Consider the following 16,070-nt stretch of genomic DNA (forward strand, 5'->3'; position numbering starts at 1 on the left):
GCAGGACGTGGACACCACCGATCGCGTCTGGCTCGACGTCCCCCACTCGGACAAGGACGAGGCCAAGGCGCTGGGCGCCCGGTGGGACGCGGGGGCCAAGCGGTGGTACGCCTCGCGTGCCGGCGCGGACCGCGTGAAGCGGTGGGAGGCGCTGCCCGACGTGCCGGACCTGCTGCCCGGTGAGGACCGGACGTTCGGCTCGGGGCTGTTCGTGGACCTCGTGCCCGATTCGTGCTGGTTCACCAACGTCCGGTCCTGCGTGGACCAGCGCGACTGGGAACGCCTGCGGCGGATGGTCACCCGGCGTGCCGGGAACGTCTGCGAGGTCTGCGCGCGCCCGGAGGACCGCGAGGCCGCGAGGTGGCTGGAGGTGCACGAGCGCTGGACGTACGACGAGGCGCGGCGGATCCAGTCCTTGCGCCGCCTGATCTGCCTGTGCACCGACTGCCACCGCACCACCCACTTCGGCCTGGCACAGGTGCGCGGCTGGGCGGACGAGGCGTTCGCCCACCTCGTGGAGGTGACCGGGTGGTCCCCGCACCAGGCGGACCAGCACGTCAGCGAGGCGTTCGACCTGTGGGCACGACGGTCTCGCGTGACGTGGGCGCTGGACCTGGGCGTGCTGACCGGAGCCGGTGTGACGGTGACACCTCCACCGGCCGCCTCGGACAGGGCGCGCGTGGCGGCCGAGGGACTGCACGCCGAGCGGTGACTCCTCGGGAGGGCGGCTCGCCGAGTCCCGCACCCGGATAAGTTCATTCTTTCGTGGTGGTAAACGCCCGAGTCGACTGGGACACAATGGCCGCGTGGCTTCAGCAACCGAGCACAGGACCCGGCGCACGTCCTCTCAGCGCTACAAGTTCACTCTTGTGAGTGAAGGAATGCAGAGCAGGAACTGGCAATCCCTCGTCAGGGTCGTGGCACAACTGACCAGCAACTCGGCATCCGCGCTGAACGTGCCCGACTTCGCCGTGACCTTCGTCCTCACGGCCGACTTCGAGTCCTCCGTGCGGCGACGCACGGGAGAGGACGATCTCGTCGCCGAACGCGCGGGCGGCGTCCCCGCTCGCCGGACGATTCCCACCGAGGACGACCACGCGCGGTGCGACGTCGTCGTGGACACCTCGCTCGTGGGAGGCGGAGCGGACCCGGTCCACGTCATGTGGTCGATGGCCCACGAGATGTGCCACGTCCTGCTCGGCCGGATGCGTTCCGCGGTGCCCGGCGTCGCGCTGTCCCCCGGCCACGTCCCGTTCGACCGGGACGCGGGCGCGATCGCGCTGGACGCCTACGACGAGTACCGCTGCGACAACTTCGCGAACTGGGTGGTGTCGCACGGGGTCAGGCGGTCGCCCGGCGAGGCTCCGGCCTCGGGGTACGAGTTCGTCGGGGACACCTACGCGGACCTCCTGCGCGCGGCGCTGGACGAGCGCGCCCACACCGGCTGGGCCGACCTGGTGCACGCCTACCGCCAGCACGAGACGTCCCTCGGTCACCTGGTCCGCACGGTGCAGCGGGAGACGCGGGAGGCGCTGACGCTGGCCGCTCACGCGCACGCCGTGGCCGCCTCAGCGGGAGCCGGGTCGCCACTGGCCGGACTGCCGCACCGGGACGCCGAGCTCTACCTGCGACCGGCGTGGGACGAGATCGTCGAGCGGCTCTCCAGCACACCCCTGGTTCCCACTCTCGCCGAATTCTCCAGGAGCGACGCCCTGGTCTTCGCGGCCGGTTCCGCGGCGCTCCGCCAGCTCTGGGAGAGGCTGGGCATCTCCTCCCGGTGGACGAGCGAGGGAAAGGTCTACATCGCGGTCGACGAACCGATGTCCTGACAGCGGAGAACGTGGTTCACCCGGTTGTTGATCCGAACGGGTGAGGCGTTGTTCAAGATCGGGAGCGATTACCGTAACGTCGAGTGGTGCCACCCACGATCGTGGTGGAACCCTTCGGATGTCGACCATCGGGACGGTACGGGCCGGAATGCAACACCCGCACGAGGGCCGCACAGCTTTTGAACCGTTCGGCGACGGCCGGTGGCGATGTCCGATCACCGAACTCGTCACCGTCTCGACGCCCAAGCACGCACTCTGGCGCGTTTTCAGCAGAAGGTACAGATCGCCGCTGAACCCGCCGAGGAGGACCGGCGAGCGCACGGACGCGTGGTGCCGGTTCGACGTCGCCGGTCGCGCGACGCTCTACGGCGCGTCGTCGCAGCGGGGCGCCTACGTGGAGTCGCTGGCGTACGCGCAGGTCGAGCCCGGCTCGCTCCCGCTGGACGAGATCTTCCCCGACGTGGACGCCGACGACGACCCGGTGGCGGACGAGTGGAGGGCGCTGTTCCACATGGCGCCCCGTCAGGTGCCCGCCACGTGGCGGACGGACCGGCGGCTGGCGGAGGTGGTGCTGACGAACCACGACCACTACGTCGACCTGGCGTCCTCCGACACGCTGGGCGTCCTGCGGCGCTCCGCGCACGCGTGGGCGCCGAAGACCTACCGCGAGAACACCGGCAGGATCGATCTCGCCAGCATCACCGGCGGTGACCGCCCCTTCACCCACGCCGCGGCGGAGTGGCTCTCCCAGCAGGCACTCGCCGACGGGGTGCCCGCCCGCGGCGTGCGCTACCTGTCCAAGCACGGCGGGGACCTGCCGTGCTGGGCGGTGTGGATTCCGGTGCCGGTGGGACACGCCGTGGACGAGACGGTGGCGAACTACGCCTGGACGGCCCAGGAGACGCCCATCGACGACCGGGACGTGCACCTCCAGTGGGCGGCACGTCAGCTCGGCATCACCGTTCGCTGACGCCGCGGCACCGGGCGTCTCACCCGTGCCAGGCGCCGTCCACGAACGCCTCGGCGGCCTTCAGCGTCGGGCGGACGTCACCCGCGCGCAGCGCCATGACCGGCGGCACCTCGTCGAGGAGCGGGTTGGCCCCGATGAACCACGAGCGGACGACGTGGTCGGACTCCCCCCTCGTCAGGGTGAGCCACACGCGGTGCGCGGCCTGCAACCTGACCTGCGCCTCGTGCCCCGGTGTCGGACCGTCGGACTTGGCCCACCGGTAGGGGAGCTTCCTGTCGTTGACCCCGGCCAGGGTGGCGACGAGCGTGGCGCCGAGGTGCTCGTTGAGCTGGCGCACGATCTCGTGCACGTCCATCCGGACGGTGGCGACGTGGGTGTCGATCAGGACGTTCTCGACCATGTCGGACTCCAACCTCGCCGGACGCGACAGACTCGATGCTACCACCGCAGGACCGACGAGGAAACCACTGATTTACCACCAGTGTCCGGAGGGTCAGCAGCCGGAGGGGTCAGTGTCCGGCGAGCGGCGCCCCGGTCAACCTGTTGGCCAGGGTCGACAGGGTGTACGCGCCGATGCCGAGGACGACCTCCAGCGCGTTCTGCGGCGTGTGCCCGTGCGCCAGGAAGGCGGTCAGCGCCTCGTCGCGCACCTCCCCCGCCGTGGCGAGGACCTCCAGGACGAACGTCCGGACGGCCTCCAGCCGCGCGTCGGCCAGCGGGTCACCGGCACGCAGCGCCTCGACGGCACCGGCGTCCGCGCCGAGCGCCACGAGAACGGCGGTGTGCATCTCGACGCACACGTGACAGCCGTTGCGGGTCGCGATCGTCATGATCACGACCTCGCGCGCGACCGGGTCGAGCGTCGTGCGCCCGAAGAGGGCGCTGACCGCGAGGAAGCCCTCCAGCAGGTGCGGCGAGGAGGCCATCCGCGCGACCGCGGGCGGCAGGTGCCCGAGACGTCTGACGGTGGCCTCGACGAACGGGCGGGAGGGGGCGGGGGCGGACTCGACGGTGTGGTCGACGAACAGTGCGCTGAACATGGTGCGGCTTCTCCGGGGTTCGGTAAACTGGACAACGTGGTTGACCAAACCGTAAACCTGGTTGTCGAGTTGCGCAATGGCTGACGCGCCCGGCTTCGAACTGCCCCTGCTGCTGTTCGGGGGCTTTCGCGCGATCGTCGACCGGCTGCACGCCGAACTGGCCGAGCAGGGGCACCCCGACGTCCGCCCGGCGCACGGCTTCGCCCTGCAGGCGATCGGCCGCGACGGCTGCACCGCGAGCGAGCTGGGCCGACGGCTCGGGATCTCCAAGCAGGCCGCGGGCAAGACCTCGGACCGGCTGGAGGCGCTGGGGTACGTCGAGCGCGCCGACGACCCCGCCGACGGGCGGCGCAAGCTGCTCCGGCTCACCCCGCGCGGGATCGACGCGCTGACCCGCAGCGCGGCGATCTTCGACGACCTGCGCGCGCGGTGGGCGTCGGTCCTGGGCGAGCGGCGGCTGCGCGACCTGGAGGAGTCGCTCCGGACGGCGGTTCCCGCCGGAGCGGGCTTCCGGCTGGACGTGGCCGGCTGGTTCGGCGGCTGACCCGGCGGCGCGCGATCACCGGGTGCGCTCCAGCACCTCCTCCTGGGTCAGCGGGCTGGCCGGGTGGTGGCTCAGGCACAGCGGGGACCGCACCTTCTGGAAGGAGACGTCGTCCCCGGTGACGTAGAACTGCCCGGTGCCCAGCCGTCCCAGGTCCGGCAGCGAACTGCCCTTCGCGCGGGCCAGGTCCCTGGCCGCCTCCAGGTGGGCGGGCGAGTTGAGGCGGCCGAAGAACTGCGTGGTCGCGTTGCCGGCGATGCGGTTGTGCAGCGCCTTCGGGGCCTGTGTCGCGAGCACGAGGCCCAGACCGTACTTGCGGGCCTGGGAGGCCAGGCGGATGCTGCTCTCGGTGCTGGCCGACCTGCCGCTGGACGGCGCGAGGTCCTGCGCCTCGTCCATCACCAGCAGGCCGCCGAGCGGACGGTCACCGGCGGGGTTGCGCTTCACCCAGGCGAACAGCTCCATCTGCAACTGGTTGACGAAGCCCTGCTTCTCCTCCAGCGACGACAGCGCCTCCAGGTTGACGACGGACACCCGTGCCCGCCTGCCGGGCGCCGGTGTGAGCAGGACACCGGGGTCGACGGGGTGTCCCGTGCCGCCGAACAGCGGGTCGTTGACCATCGCGGCCCGCAGCGTCTCGGCGAGGCTCGGGGCGAGGTTCCGCGCGCTGGCCAGCTCGCTGACGCCCTCCGGCAGTTCGGCGAGCACGTCCACGAGCCCGGCGAGGCTCCGCCCGCCCGTCTTCGCGTAGTGCTTGAGCGCGTCCGTCAGCACCGCCCTGGCCCTGCTCGCCCTCTCGGTGGGGCCGTCGGCCCGCACCCTGGGAGCGAGCGTGGCGACGGCGGCCCTGACGGCGAACTCGAACTCGTCCGGGTCGTCGGCCATGCCCGCGAAGTCCGGCAGCGGCCGGAAGACCAGCGGTCGCCCGCTCGCGCGGCCCGGCGTCCAGATCACCACGTCGGTCTCGGCGAGGTACTCCCCCGCCTTGGCCGCGTCACCGTCCCGCCAGCCGCCGGGCGTCCGCGGCCACGCGTCGCCCAGACGTGCCAGGTCGTTGTTGGGGTCGAGCACGATCGACGACACGCCCAGCAGCGCGCACTCCTCGACCAGCCGCCGGATGAGCACGGTCTTGCCGGAACCCGATCCGGCGAAGATCACCACGTGCTTGCGCAGCGACTCCAGGGCGACGTGCAGCACGGTGTGGTCGGCGGTCACCTCGCCGACGGGCACCACGGGACCGGACCGCGGGGACGCCCCGCTCGACGCGAACCGCGGCGCGGCCGGGACGTCGGACGGTTCGGCCCGGTCCGGCACCTCCGGGTCGCGCACCTCCGGGTCGGGCACCACCGGGTCGCGCGCCTCCGGGTCGGGCACCTCCGGGTCGGGCGGGGCCGGGGAGTGCGGCAGGACCGTGCCGAGCAGCTCCGACCCGCTGGCCGGGCGCCGGGCGGTGAGCCAGTCGTGAAGGCCCGGCTCGCGCTCCTGGAGCATCTGCCGCAGGGCGCCGAACGTCCGCAGGTCGTCGTCGGTGATCGGCACCGACACGCCCCCGGCCGCCACGACCTCCGCGAGCACCTCCTGCGTCTGCTTGCCCTGCGACCACTCGGCGTTGCGCACCAGGACCAGGGTTCGACCGGCGCCCGCCGCGTTGCGCGCCTTGGTCAGCCGCGACAGCGCGGCCCTGGGCGCGGTGCTGCCGATGGCGCGGAAGCACCAGTGGTCCTCGTCCTCCAGCTCCTCGTCCACGGTCTGCCGCAGCCTGGCGTGCAGGGGCGGCTGCTTCGCCGTGGAGGGCGGGTCGACGGACCAGAACTGGTGCGCCGTCGCCCGTTCGGCGATCCAGGCCGTGAGCCCGGCGTGCAGCAGCGGGGGGACGACGCGGTCCTCCTGGTCGGGGTCGAGCGCGGCGGCGGGGTCGGCCGCGCGCGTCAGCTCGGCGAAGCGGGCGTCGAGGGGGGCGAGGTCCACCGCGGACGGCGGCGGCGGATCGGCGATCACCTCACCGGACCTGGAGACCTCCGCGAAGCTGACCAGCTCGCGCACCCGGCCGGTGGCGAGGCACGACTCCACGTGCGTGTCGATGCGGGTCAGCAACTGCCGCGGCGTGTACTCCGTGACGTCGGCGAAGGCCGACGGCGCGACGGGCCAGGTGGGGTACGGGGGCGTGAAGCCGACCCGCTCGAAGGTCTTGACGAACCTCGCCTCCACCAGCTCCCGGCCGATCGCCGCGTCCGGGATCCGGGACAGCGGAGGCGTCTCGCGGAACCTGTCCAGGACCGTGTTGACGGCCTTGCGCCGGATCAGCTCCCACGACTGGGGGATGCAGGCGAGCACGGTCAGCGTCCGGCGGGTGCCCTCCCGCAGCAGCATCAGGCCGTCGGTGAACTCCGCGATCTGCGCCTCGACGCCCTTCTCGTCCGCGACCCGGCCGATCTGCGTGGTGGACCTGTTGGACAGCGCGACGAGCGAGTCGATCTGGTCGACCGCGATCACGCTCGGCCCGGTCAGCGCGAGGAGCGTCGAGACCTCCTCCACGACCCGCCGGGGAGGTTGCGACCGGGACCGGAACCCCCACCTGGTCCGGTCCTCCGGCGACATCTCGTCGGAGGAGGTGAGGTAGTCGAAGCCGACCGCGCTCTTCCTCGGCTCGGACGACGCGATCAGGACGAGGGCCCGCACCGCGTCCTGGCACTCGCGCCCGGCCCGGCGGTCCAGTCGCACCACGGCGTCGACGAACACCGCCAGGTCCTCCGGCGACACCGGGACGTCACCGGCGACCGCTGCCTCCAGCGCCGTCGGCAGCCCCGCGGCCGACGACAGCCTGCGCAGGAACGTGACGAGCTGGCTCTCGCCGTCCTCGCCGTCCTGGTCGAGTCCCTTCCGCAGCGCCTCGGCCACGTTGGGCCAGAACCGGCCGCTGTCGCCGAGGTTGGTGAGGAAGAAGTAGCCGCCCTCGCGCTGCATCCGCTGGCGCACCCAGCCCAGCACGTGCGTCTTGCCGGCGCCGCTGCGCCCGTTCAGCACCACGCCGATCGGGCTCGGCCCGGAGCTGTTCCGCGCCTCCGTCAGCCCCTTGGAGATCATCCGCTGCGCCTCGGCGTGCAGCTCGGACACGTGGACCGGCGGGGCGTTCCACACGTGCTCCTTGGTCAGGGCGGATTCCAGGTGCAGCTCCGACAGTGCCCTGCGCTGCTCCTCGATCATGCTCGACCGATCGACAGGAGGTGGTTGGCCTCACCTCCGATGTGCACCGCGGCGTCGTGGTCGGCCGTCGTGAGAACGCGCTGGTTGGCCTCCGGGGCGATCGTCACGTCCGGTGCGCCGTCCATGCGGCGCAGCACGTCGTCCACCTCGGACCGCGGCACCTCGCCGAGCCGGGGGCGCAGCTCGGCGAGGCTCACCCAGTCCCGCGGCGCACCGGCGAGGTCCTCGTAGACGGCGCGGACGCGGGTCTCCAGGTCGGACCGGTCCGCGGTGGTGCCGTCCTCGTCGGACTCCGGAACGGGTCTGGAGTTCGGCACGCAGAGGTCGGCGAGGTCCAGCCGCTTGGCCTCCAGGAAGCGGTCGATCGTCCCGAGGAAGGAGTAGAGCGCCGCGCCGAAGGAACCCGCGCGGTCGGGCAGCTCGGCGGAGAGCTCCTCGCGGCACCGCGACCACCCGCGGTCGGTGAGCTCGTGGACGAACACCCGCCCGGCCTTGCGGCTCGTCACGAGCCCGAGGTCGTTGAGGCGCGTCCGGTCCTTGCCGGTGAGCGACAGCTTCCACCTCTCGTCCAGACGGGTGTTGGACACCTCGCGCGCCTCGTTCGCCAGGATGAACAACAGGTTCTTCTGCCTGGCGCTCAGCTTCTCGTCCGGCATGGTGCGGGTCCCTCCGGGGATCGTCTCGTGGATCAGTCGAGCACTTCCAGGCCGCCGGGATCGGCGGTCAGCTCCGTCTTCCGGCCGGTGCCGGTGACGGTGCCGCGCACGCGGACGCGGCGGCGGTCGCGGTGGGCGACGATGGCCTTCACGTAGGAGGAGAGTTCGAGCAGCCGGACCCAGGTGGTCCGGCCGCCGTCCCCCGGCACCACCTCGATGCGCCACCTGTCCTCGCGGGACGCGTCGTCCTGGAGGCTGCGCACCTCGCCGACGAGGACGGGAGCGCCGAGGCGGCGCCGGTGTTCCGCGGCGGCGCGCAGCACGGCACCGGCACCGCGCTCGAAGCCGAACGTGGAGGCGGGCACGTCCGACGGCAGGCTCCGCGCCCAGCGGAAGCCGATCTCGAACGGCGCGCGGCGGTCCTCGCCGCCCAGGTCGCCCAGCGACTCGCACAGGTCGGCGGAGACACCGGCGGCCACCACCTCGTCCACGGAGGACTCCTCGCCGTGCGCGGTCGCCCCGCTCAGCACGGCCACGGCGTCGTGCAGGCTCAGCGTCACGCGCCTGCCCAGCGGCAGCGCGCCGTCGTCCGGCGGCGGCTCGTCCACCGGGACGCGCACGGGCACGACGAAGCTGCCCGGCCGGGCGGTGCCGAGCTGCACCCGCGCGAGCAGCCGCTCGACGGCTCCCGCGTGCTCCTCGCCCACCGCCGCGCGCGCGGCGGCGCGCAGGGCTCCGCCGACTCCGGACAGCACGGACAGGCCGTCGCCCAGGGTGGTGAAGCCGGACGGCAGGTCGTCCGGGAACGTCCTGATCCACTGCGTGTCCACCAGGGGCGAGGAGATGTCGGTGACGACGTCCTGGCGCGAGCGCTGCTCCACGAGCGCGAGCACGTCGACGATCTCCCGCACCCGCAGTGCCCCGTCGCCCGTCCCGTCGCGGGCGGGGACCAGGACGTCGTGGCCGTCGGCGAGGGACCAGATCGAGGCGCCGCGCCACCGCTCCGGCCGGGGGGTCCAGCCGGTGTGCCGCAGGTAGTCGACGATGTTCTCGACGCCGAGGCCGGAGATCACACCGCGCTCCGCGCCGAGGGCTGGACAGAGCCCACGAGGTTCAGCAGGCTGCGGGTGGTCAGCACGTTCGCCTTCGGCACCAGAACGGAACGGCGGCGTCGCGGATCGGGATTCTCGATCGGCGATTCGTGGCGCAGCGAGCAGTAGAAGGCCAGGTGCCGCAGCAGCATTCCCTCGGTCCGGAAAGCGGCGCGAGCACTGTTGTCCGACGGCACGCGCACGAGGAACAGAAAACGCGGAACGGTGAAGTCGTCACCGGCGAGCCGGGTGAAGCGGACCTCGTCGAGACCGTCGAAGTGCCATTCCGCCGGGGACCGGGTGCGCGCGTTCTGCGGCCACGACCCCACCTGCGCCTCAAGGGCGGGCACGACGAGTCCGTTGGCGCGTCCGGGAAAGCGAAACCCCAGGTCGACGCCGTCGCGGTCCACGTCGTGAACGCGGACGAGCAGTCCAGCCGCCGATGCGAGAGCACGAACGTAGGCCTGCCCGAAGTCACCCCGATGATCACGGGCGTCCAGCACGCGTCCTCCCCCGGCTGCGGTCGGGACGAGCAGTGTTCCGGAGCCTACGCGGACGGGCGCGCGGATGTCAGCAAGGTCAACCCGAATGGACCACTGCACGCGCAATTACGCACGGATGCGGTTTTTTCGCCGAAAGGGCGCGCATTCCGGGAGACTTCTCCCGTGAAATGCGCGCCCGCTCGGAGTGTGCGCCCCGCAACCGCGGCGGTCGCCCGCCAGCTCACCGCCGAGCGCGCCCGCGGCCCGGCGAGACGCGCGTCGCGGGCGGGGGCTCAGCCGCCGAGGTGCGCGGCGAGCCGGGCCGGGAACTCGCGCTGGGCGGTGACCAGCTTCTCCGCCGCGGCGGACAGGCCGAACCAGGCGACCCGGTCCAGCTCGGGGAACTCCCGCAGCGCGCCGGACCCGCGCGGCCACTCCAGCTGGAACGTGCCCGGCACGACGTCGGCGGGGTCGAGGTCGCCCTCCAGCGCCCACACGACGACGGTCTTGCCGCCGGACTGGCGGACCTCGCCGAGCGGGATCAGCTCACCCGGCGGCACGGGCAGTCCCAGCTCCTCGGTGAACTCGCGCCGGGCCGCGACCTCCGGCGTCTCCTCCCCCTCGTGCTCCCCCTTCGGCACGGACCACGCGCCCGCGTCCTTGCGGGCCCAGAACGGCCCGCCCATGTGACCGAGGAGCACCTCGGTCGTCTCGCCCGTCCTGCGGAACAGCAGGATTCCCGCACTGCGCTTTCCCGGCACGCCGGAATCCTGCCGCACGACCGCCGGATCGGCGCGGTCGTGCGGCAGGGCGGCTCAGCCCCAGATCGCGTTCGCCCACTCCGGGTGGTCGACGAAGGGGTTGCGGTTGCCCTGGAGGCTGTCGTGGATCACCTGGTTGCGACGCTTCTCGAAGGCGTCCGGCGGGTCCTGGGCGTTCCACCGCATCAGCGCGGACCGCTTGCCGAGGTGGGGGTTGGAGCCGTTGCTGGTGCTGTCGTTCATCTCCAGGTCGGCGAACCCGTCGCCGCCCTCGTACCGCACGGCCATGTAGAAGATCATGCGGGCCACGTCGCCCTTGACGGCGTCGCGCGGCTCCCACGAGTCGGCGTCGGTGTAGTTGCCCGGCGCCTCGCTCGCGGCCGTGCCGCCGTCGTCGAAGTCCTTGTTGCCGCGCGCGCCGTTGACCGACACGTCCTCCGGGCGCAGGTGGTGCACGTCGGTGCCGGGTCCGGTGGCGGTGCCGAAGTCGCCGTGCGACTTCGCCCAGACGTGCTCGCGGTTCCAGTCGTCGGGGTCTCCGCCGTTGGTGGACTTGCTCTGCGACCGTCCCGAGTAGAGCAGGATCACGTTGGCGGAGTTGTTCGGGTCCTGGTCGGTCAGCTTCAGCGCGTCCCAGACCTGGTCGTAGGACAGCTTCCTCTGCACGCTGATGATGCCGTGCAGCGAGTCCTTCAGGGACTCGCCGGTCTTGCCGATCGCGGTGCGGTAGTAGGTGCTGTCGTGGTCACCGGCCGGGGGCGTCGTGGTGGTCGTCGGCGGACGGGTCGTGGTCGTGGGCCGGGTGCCCGACGCGAACGCGAAGGCCGTCGGCGAGGTGAGCCCGGCGTGCGAGAAGTACGCGGCGAGCTTGCCGGTGACGTCGACCTGGCGGCCCAGCAGACCGGGGTTGCTCTGGAGCCCCCACGCCGATCGGAACGACGCCGGGACCTGGACGTAGAGCATTGCGGACGTGCTGGTCTCGGTGGCCGTGTCGGCGAGGGCGACGGCGAAGTCGGAGGGGAAGTTCGACCGCACGACGGTGTTCGTGGCGGTGGGCTGCCCGACGACGTAGCCGCGGACGGTGACCGAGGCGCCGGTCTGCTGCGCGACGGCCTGCGCGACGGTGAGCGGTGCCGCGCCGCTGGCCGCGGTCGGCGCGTGCAGGGCGAGCGCCACCGTCAGGACGGCGAGCACCGCGGTCAGGAACTTCCAGCGTGTGGCGGGCGATGGCTGCACGGGCATTCCTCTTCCGGGTGGCGTCCGCTGCGGGCAGGGGTTCACAGTTGACGCAGCGTGATTACTTCTTCACGTTGAGGTGAAGAGTCTCACGGCTACCTCTCCACCGGGTGAACATCGGGAAGCCTCGTGCGGTAGACGCAGCGGCAGCGCGGAACGCGTCACCCGTTCCGCCGCTCCTCCCACCCGACCGGCCGCTGTCGCGGGGACGATCTCGCGCACGAGGATCGGACCACCCGCCTCCGGAGCGTGCAGTGCAGGACCTCCCGTCACACCGCTCGATCCTCACCTTCGACGTCGAGGGCTTCGGCGACCCGCACCGCGACGAGCGGGCGCGGGCCGCCGTCCGCACCGCCCTCTACCGGATCTTCGAGGAGTGCTTCGACGGCGCGGGAGTGCCGTGGCGGTCGTGCGTCCTGGAAGATCGCGGGGACGGCGCGATCCTGCTGATCCCGGCGGACGTGCCCGCGCTGCTGCTGCTCACGCCCCTGCTCGACCTGCTCGCGGCCGGGCTGCGCGAGCACAACCGGTCGGCGGCGCTCGCCGAGCGGTTCCGGGTGCGTCTCGCGCTGCACGCGGGCGACGTGGGCCACGACGGCCACGGCTTCACCGGCCAGGACCTGCTGCTCGCGTGCCGCCTCGTGGACGCGGCCCCGGTCCGGACGGCGCTGCTGCACGCCACCACGGACCTGGTGGTCGTGCTCTCCGACGAGGTGCACGCGCGGACCGTGCTGCGCGGCTACCGGGGCGTCGACGCGGCGCTGTTCCACCCCGTCGACATCCGGGTCAAGGCGACCCGCACGCACGGCTGGGTCCACCTGCCCGGCAGCAGCGCCGCGCCCGACACCGGGCCGGACGAGCCGGACGGGACGGCCCCGCACCAGCTGCCGGCACCGGGCGTGCTCGTCGGACGGGAGGCGCTGCTGCGGGAGCTGGACGGCCTGCGCGAGGGCGGCGCCGGCGTGATCGTGCTCGTCGGACCGCCCGGCGTGGGCAAGCGGACGCTCGCGCTGCACTGGGCGCACCGCGCGGCGGAGCGGTTCCGCGACGGCCAGCTGCACGCGGACCTCGGGGAGCCCGGCGCCGACGCGAGCGAGGTGCTGTGCCGCTTCCTGCGCGCGCTCGGGGTCGCGCCGAACCGCGTCCCGCTCGCCGTCGCCGAGCAGGCCGCGCTGTACCGCTCGCTCACCACCGGCCGGAACCTGCTGGTGGTGCTGGACGGGGCCACCTCGGCCGAGCAGGTGCGCCTGCTGGTGCCGTCCGGGCGGGACAGCGCGATCGTCGTGTCCGGCCCGGTGCGGCTGGGCGTGCTCGCCGCCGATGGGGCGAAGTTCGTGGAAGTGGAGCATCTGACGCAGACGGAGTCCCTCGCGCTGCTGCACCGTCTGGTCGGCGAGGCCCGGATCACGGCCGAGCCCGACCGGGCCGCGGAACTCGCCGACCTGTGCGGCGGACTGCCCATCGCGCTGTGCGTCGGTGGCGCGCGTCTCGCGTCACGTCCGCGCTGGACGGTGGAGAAGGCCGTCGCCGACCTGCTCGACGAGCGACAGCGGCTCGCCCACCTCTCCTACCGGGAGGAGCTCTCCGTGAAAGCCGTGTTCGACGTGTCCTACCGGTCCCTGTCCCCGCAGGCGGCCCGGCTCTACCGGCTGCTCGGCCTGCACCCCGGCCCCGACTTCCAGACCCACCTGGCGGCCGCTTCCCTGGGCGCGCGGACGTCCGAGGGCGAACGGCTGGTGGACGAGCTGATCGAGGCGAGCCTGCTGGAGGAGAGGGACGCCGACCACTACGGCTTCCACGACCTGGTCCGGCTGCACGCCCGCGAGCAGGCCGAGGTGTCCGAGACCCCGGACAGCAGACGGCTGGCGCTGCGGCGGATGCTCGACTGGTACCTCGACACCGCGACCAGGGCGAGCCGCGTCGCCACCCCGCACCGCGGCGAGCTGCGCCGCGCGATCGAGCACCTGCCCGTGGAGCCGCTGTCGTTCCGCTCCCACTCCGCCGCGCTGCGCTGGTTCGAGCGGGAGCGGGTGAACGTCCTGGCGGCGACGCGGTTCGCCGCGGGCCACGACTGGCCCGAGGTGGCCTGTCAGCTCGCCGACTCCATGTGGGGCCTGTTCCTCTACCGCAACCACTACCGCGACCAGCTGGAGTTCGACCTGCTGGCGGTGCGGGCCGCGCGCGACTGCGGTGACCACTTCGCCGAGGCGGAGGCCGAGGACAGGCTGGGACTGCTGCTGCACGCGCAGGGCCGCAACGACGAGGCCCTGCCGCACCTGGCGCGGGCCGCCGAGCTGTGGCGGGAACTGGGCGAGGAGCACCGCGTCGCCGGATCGCTGGAGCGCTTCGGCTTCGCCCACCTCGACCAGGGCGACGCCGTCCGCGCGCTGGAGCGGTTCGAACAGGCGCTGGCCGCCTACCGCGAGCTGGGACAGCACCGCAGCACGGGACTCGCGCTGATCAGCGTCGGCCGCGCCCTGAGCGCGGCCGGCCGCTCCGACGAGGCGCTGCCGCACCTGGCCGAGGCGCACGACGTCCTGTCGGCGCTGCCGGTGCCCGATCCGTACAACACGGCGCGCGCGCTGCTGCACCGGGCACGCGCCGAGACCGCCGTCGGCCGGTACGCCCCGGCGAGGGAGAAGCTGGCCGCGGTGCTGCGGGCCATGCGGGCGTCGGCCTCCCCGCTCGGGGAGTCCGACGCCCTGCGCGCGCTGGCCGACGTGCACCTGGCCACGGGTGACGTGGCCGGTGCCCGCCCGCTGTTCCAGCGGCACGTGGAGATCCTGGAGGAGCTGGGGAACTTCGGGGCCGCCAGGGCGCGGGAGGAGTTCCGCGCCCTGGACGGCTGATCCCCGCTACCTGCGGCCACCGAGCTTGCGGAGACCCGCCCCGCGCGCACCCGCGGTGCACTGCCGGGGCGAACCGTGCAGGAAGCGGTTGCGCGGGTCGAACACGTCCACCAGCCCGGGCGGGCCGCAGGGCTCCGGCTTCGGGGTGCTGGTCGGTTCCGGCAGCTCCAGCAACTGGTAGGCGGTCTGCTGGAGGATCGCCACGGACTTGCCCGGCACCGAGGACACCCGCTGCCGGGCCACGGCCTCCTGCTCCCGCTGGACGTCGCGGGCGGCGTCGAACTGCGGTCCCAGCGGCAGGTCGGGACGCCACAGCGGGCCGATCCCGGCCAGCTCGCTCATCACCGACTCCGGGTCGACCCGGTGCTGCCCGTCCGAGGTGAGCAGCACCGGCTTGCCGATCGCCGCCGCGTACAGGGCGATGCTCCCCGGGTCGCCCAGCACGACGTCAGCCGCGATCAGCAGTCCGGCCCACTCCGAGCGCGGGTCCTCCACGTCCATCCCGGCGGCCAGGGCGTCGTGCAGCCAGCTCAGCACCGCGCGCTCGCCGTGGTGGGCCCAGATCGCCGGGTGCAGGGTGAGCACCACCCGGTGGTCGGCCGGCAGGTCCTCCACGATCCGCCGCAGCGGAGCGCAGCCCCCGCCGAACAACGAGTGCGGTCCCCACGTGGAGGACAGCACGACGAGGGTCTGTCCCGAGCGGACCCGCAGGTCGCGGCGGAACACCTCCCGCTGCGACGCACTGGCCAGCAGGACGTCGTAGGCGGGGTCTCCGCCCTCGACGGCGTTCGGCGCGGCCTGCGGGCACTGCTGCTGGAGCCGCGCGAGCTGGTCGGTGTGCGACAGGACCAGGGCGTCCACGACGACCTCGCCCTCGTGGACCAGGGATCCCTCTTCGAGCCCGTAGGTGGCGAACCCGCGCCTGGTGGCGGCCGGGTACTGCTTGATGAAGGCGGCGCCGTGGCCGACGGCCATCCGGCGCCGGGCGGGCAGGTCCTCGATGCGGTGCAGCGCGGCGGCGACCACCAGGTCGGCGGACAGACGGGTCGCCTCCTCCCAGGGGACCACCTTCGCCCCCATCTGCGCGAGGGCCTCGTCGACACCGGCACCGAGCTCGTCGGGCACGCGGGTGAACAGGACCTCGATCCGCTCGTCCCGCTCCAGGAAGGTGACGATCGTCAGCAGGCGCGCAAGACTCGTGATCGTGTGCACTGCCACCAGAACTGTGCTCTGGGTGTCACGACTGCCGTAGGAGTCGGATGTGGGGGCCGTCCTCGATACGTGTTCGGTCGTCATGCTGATCCTCCCGTGAGGGGAGGCCGACGTGCCCCGCGTGATTCACCCGAAGGAACCTGGATGGGGGCAGCCACGACGCAGCGGGCGTCGTAGGCTGGGATGCGCGGCAGCG

Annotated in this window: 14 protein-coding genes; 5 read left to right on the forward strand and 9 right to left on the reverse strand. The window is 72.9% G+C overall.

Features of this window, described 5'->3' with window-relative positions:
- Positions 1-7 precede the first annotated feature (7 nt).
- The 3 genes from IMZ35_RS30340 (at position 8) to IMZ35_RS00190 (ending at position 2,799) form a co-directional block, all read left to right on the forward strand.
- Entirely contained in the window at positions 8-712 is a 705-nt protein-coding gene (locus IMZ35_RS30340) for a DUF5710 domain-containing protein (protein WP_307867755.1), read from the forward strand.
- Positions 713-917: 205 nt separating this feature from the next.
- Complete coding sequence (locus tag IMZ35_RS00185) at positions 918-1,829, forward strand: hypothetical protein (RefSeq protein ID WP_199438805.1); 912 nt, start codon at positions 918-920, stop codon at positions 1,827-1,829.
- A 148-nt stretch (positions 1,830-1,977) separates the two neighbouring features.
- A complete protein-coding gene (locus IMZ35_RS00190) occupies positions 1,978-2,799 on the forward strand; it encodes an RES domain-containing protein (protein ID WP_199438806.1) in 822 nt (273 codons plus the stop codon).
- Positions 2,800-2,818: 19 nt separating this feature from the next.
- On the opposite strand, the gene IMZ35_RS00195 is transcribed toward IMZ35_RS00190, so the two are convergent.
- A complete protein-coding gene (locus IMZ35_RS00195; protein WP_199438807.1) occupies positions 2,819-3,199 on the reverse strand; it encodes a hypothetical protein in 381 nt (126 codons plus the stop codon).
- Positions 3,200-3,308: 109 nt separating this feature from the next.
- Positions 3,309-3,827, reverse strand: a complete 519-nt coding sequence (locus tag IMZ35_RS00200) for a carboxymuconolactone decarboxylase family protein (protein WP_199439544.1) — start codon at positions 3,825-3,827, stop codon at positions 3,309-3,311.
- An 88-nt stretch (positions 3,828-3,915) separates the two neighbouring features.
- Between IMZ35_RS00200 and IMZ35_RS00205 the strand changes: the two genes are divergently transcribed.
- Positions 3,916-4,383, forward strand: a complete 468-nt coding sequence (locus IMZ35_RS00205) for a MarR family winged helix-turn-helix transcriptional regulator (protein WP_199438808.1) — start codon at positions 3,916-3,918, stop codon at positions 4,381-4,383.
- Positions 4,384-4,398: 15 nt separating this feature from the next.
- On the opposite strand, the gene IMZ35_RS00210 is transcribed toward IMZ35_RS00205, so the two are convergent.
- The 6 genes from IMZ35_RS00210 to IMZ35_RS00235 all read right to left on the reverse strand — a co-directional run bounded on the left by IMZ35_RS00210 (position 4,399) and on the right by IMZ35_RS00235 (position 11,813).
- Entirely contained in the window at positions 4,399-7,587 is a 3,189-nt protein-coding gene (locus IMZ35_RS00210) for an ATP-binding protein (protein ID WP_199438809.1), read from the reverse strand.
- Positions 7,584-8,243, reverse strand: coding sequence for a hypothetical protein (locus IMZ35_RS00215; RefSeq protein ID WP_199438810.1), 660 nt, complete (start codon positions 8,241-8,243; stop codon positions 7,584-7,586). The genes IMZ35_RS00210 and IMZ35_RS00215 overlap by 4 nt, the downstream gene beginning before the upstream one ends.
- A gap of 32 nt (positions 8,244-8,275) precedes the next feature.
- The gene (locus IMZ35_RS00220) at positions 8,276-9,316 is read right to left on the reverse strand and encodes a hypothetical protein (RefSeq protein WP_199438811.1); all 1,041 of its coding nucleotides are present in this window, start codon (positions 9,314-9,316) and stop codon (positions 8,276-8,278) included.
- Complete coding sequence (locus IMZ35_RS00225; protein WP_199438812.1) at positions 9,313-9,837, reverse strand: DUF4365 domain-containing protein; 525 nt, start codon at positions 9,835-9,837, stop codon at positions 9,313-9,315. The genes IMZ35_RS00220 and IMZ35_RS00225 overlap by 4 nt, the downstream gene beginning before the upstream one ends.
- Positions 9,838-10,109: 272 nt before the next feature.
- Positions 10,110-10,577, reverse strand: coding sequence for an NUDIX hydrolase (locus IMZ35_RS00230; protein ID WP_199439545.1), 468 nt, complete (start codon positions 10,575-10,577; stop codon positions 10,110-10,112).
- Positions 10,578-10,631: 54 nt separating this feature from the next.
- Positions 10,632-11,813 carry an endonuclease gene (locus tag IMZ35_RS00235; protein WP_307867601.1) on the reverse strand — a complete coding sequence of 394 codons (1,182 nt, stop codon included), beginning with the start codon at positions 11,811-11,813 and terminating at the stop codon, positions 10,632-10,634.
- A gap of 254 nt (positions 11,814-12,067) precedes the next feature.
- On the opposite strand from IMZ35_RS00235, the gene IMZ35_RS00240 reads away from it, so the two are divergent.
- Positions 12,068-14,662 carry an ATP-binding protein gene (locus tag IMZ35_RS00240; protein WP_199438814.1) on the forward strand — a complete coding sequence of 865 codons (2,595 nt, stop codon included), beginning with the start codon at positions 12,068-12,070 and terminating at the stop codon, positions 14,660-14,662.
- Positions 14,663-14,668: 6 nt separating this feature from the next.
- Here the strand turns inward: IMZ35_RS00240 and IMZ35_RS00245 are convergent, their stop codons facing one another.
- Entirely contained in the window at positions 14,669-15,880 is a 1,212-nt protein-coding gene (locus IMZ35_RS00245) for a hypothetical protein (RefSeq protein WP_199438815.1), read from the reverse strand.
- Positions 15,881-16,070 lie beyond the last annotated feature (190 nt).

It is taken from the genome of Umezawaea beigongshangensis (assembly GCF_016464305.1).
GTDB classification, from domain to species: Bacteria; Actinomycetota; Actinomycetes; order Mycobacteriales; family Pseudonocardiaceae; genus Umezawaea_A; species Umezawaea_A beigongshangensis.

Bases quoted from the DNA above. Each gene is read 5' to 3' on its own strand.
- IMZ35_RS00190 (WP_199438806.1), top strand. From the start codon at position 1,978: ATGCAACACCCGCACGAGGGCCGCACAGCTTTTGAACCGTTCGGCGAC.
- IMZ35_RS00195 (WP_199438807.1), bottom strand. From the start codon at position 3,199: ATGGTCGAGAACGTCCTGATCGACACCCACGTCGCCACCGTCCGGATG.
- IMZ35_RS00205 (WP_199438808.1), top strand. From the start codon at position 3,916: ATGGCTGACGCGCCCGGCTTCGAACTGCCCCTGCTGCTGTTCGGGGGC.
- IMZ35_RS00210 (WP_199438809.1), bottom strand. From the start codon at position 7,587: ATGATCGAGGAGCAGCGCAGGGCACTGTCGGAGCTGCACCTGGAATCC.
- IMZ35_RS00215 (WP_199438810.1), bottom strand. From the start codon at position 8,243: ATGCCGGACGAGAAGCTGAGCGCCAGGCAGAAGAACCTGTTGTTCATC.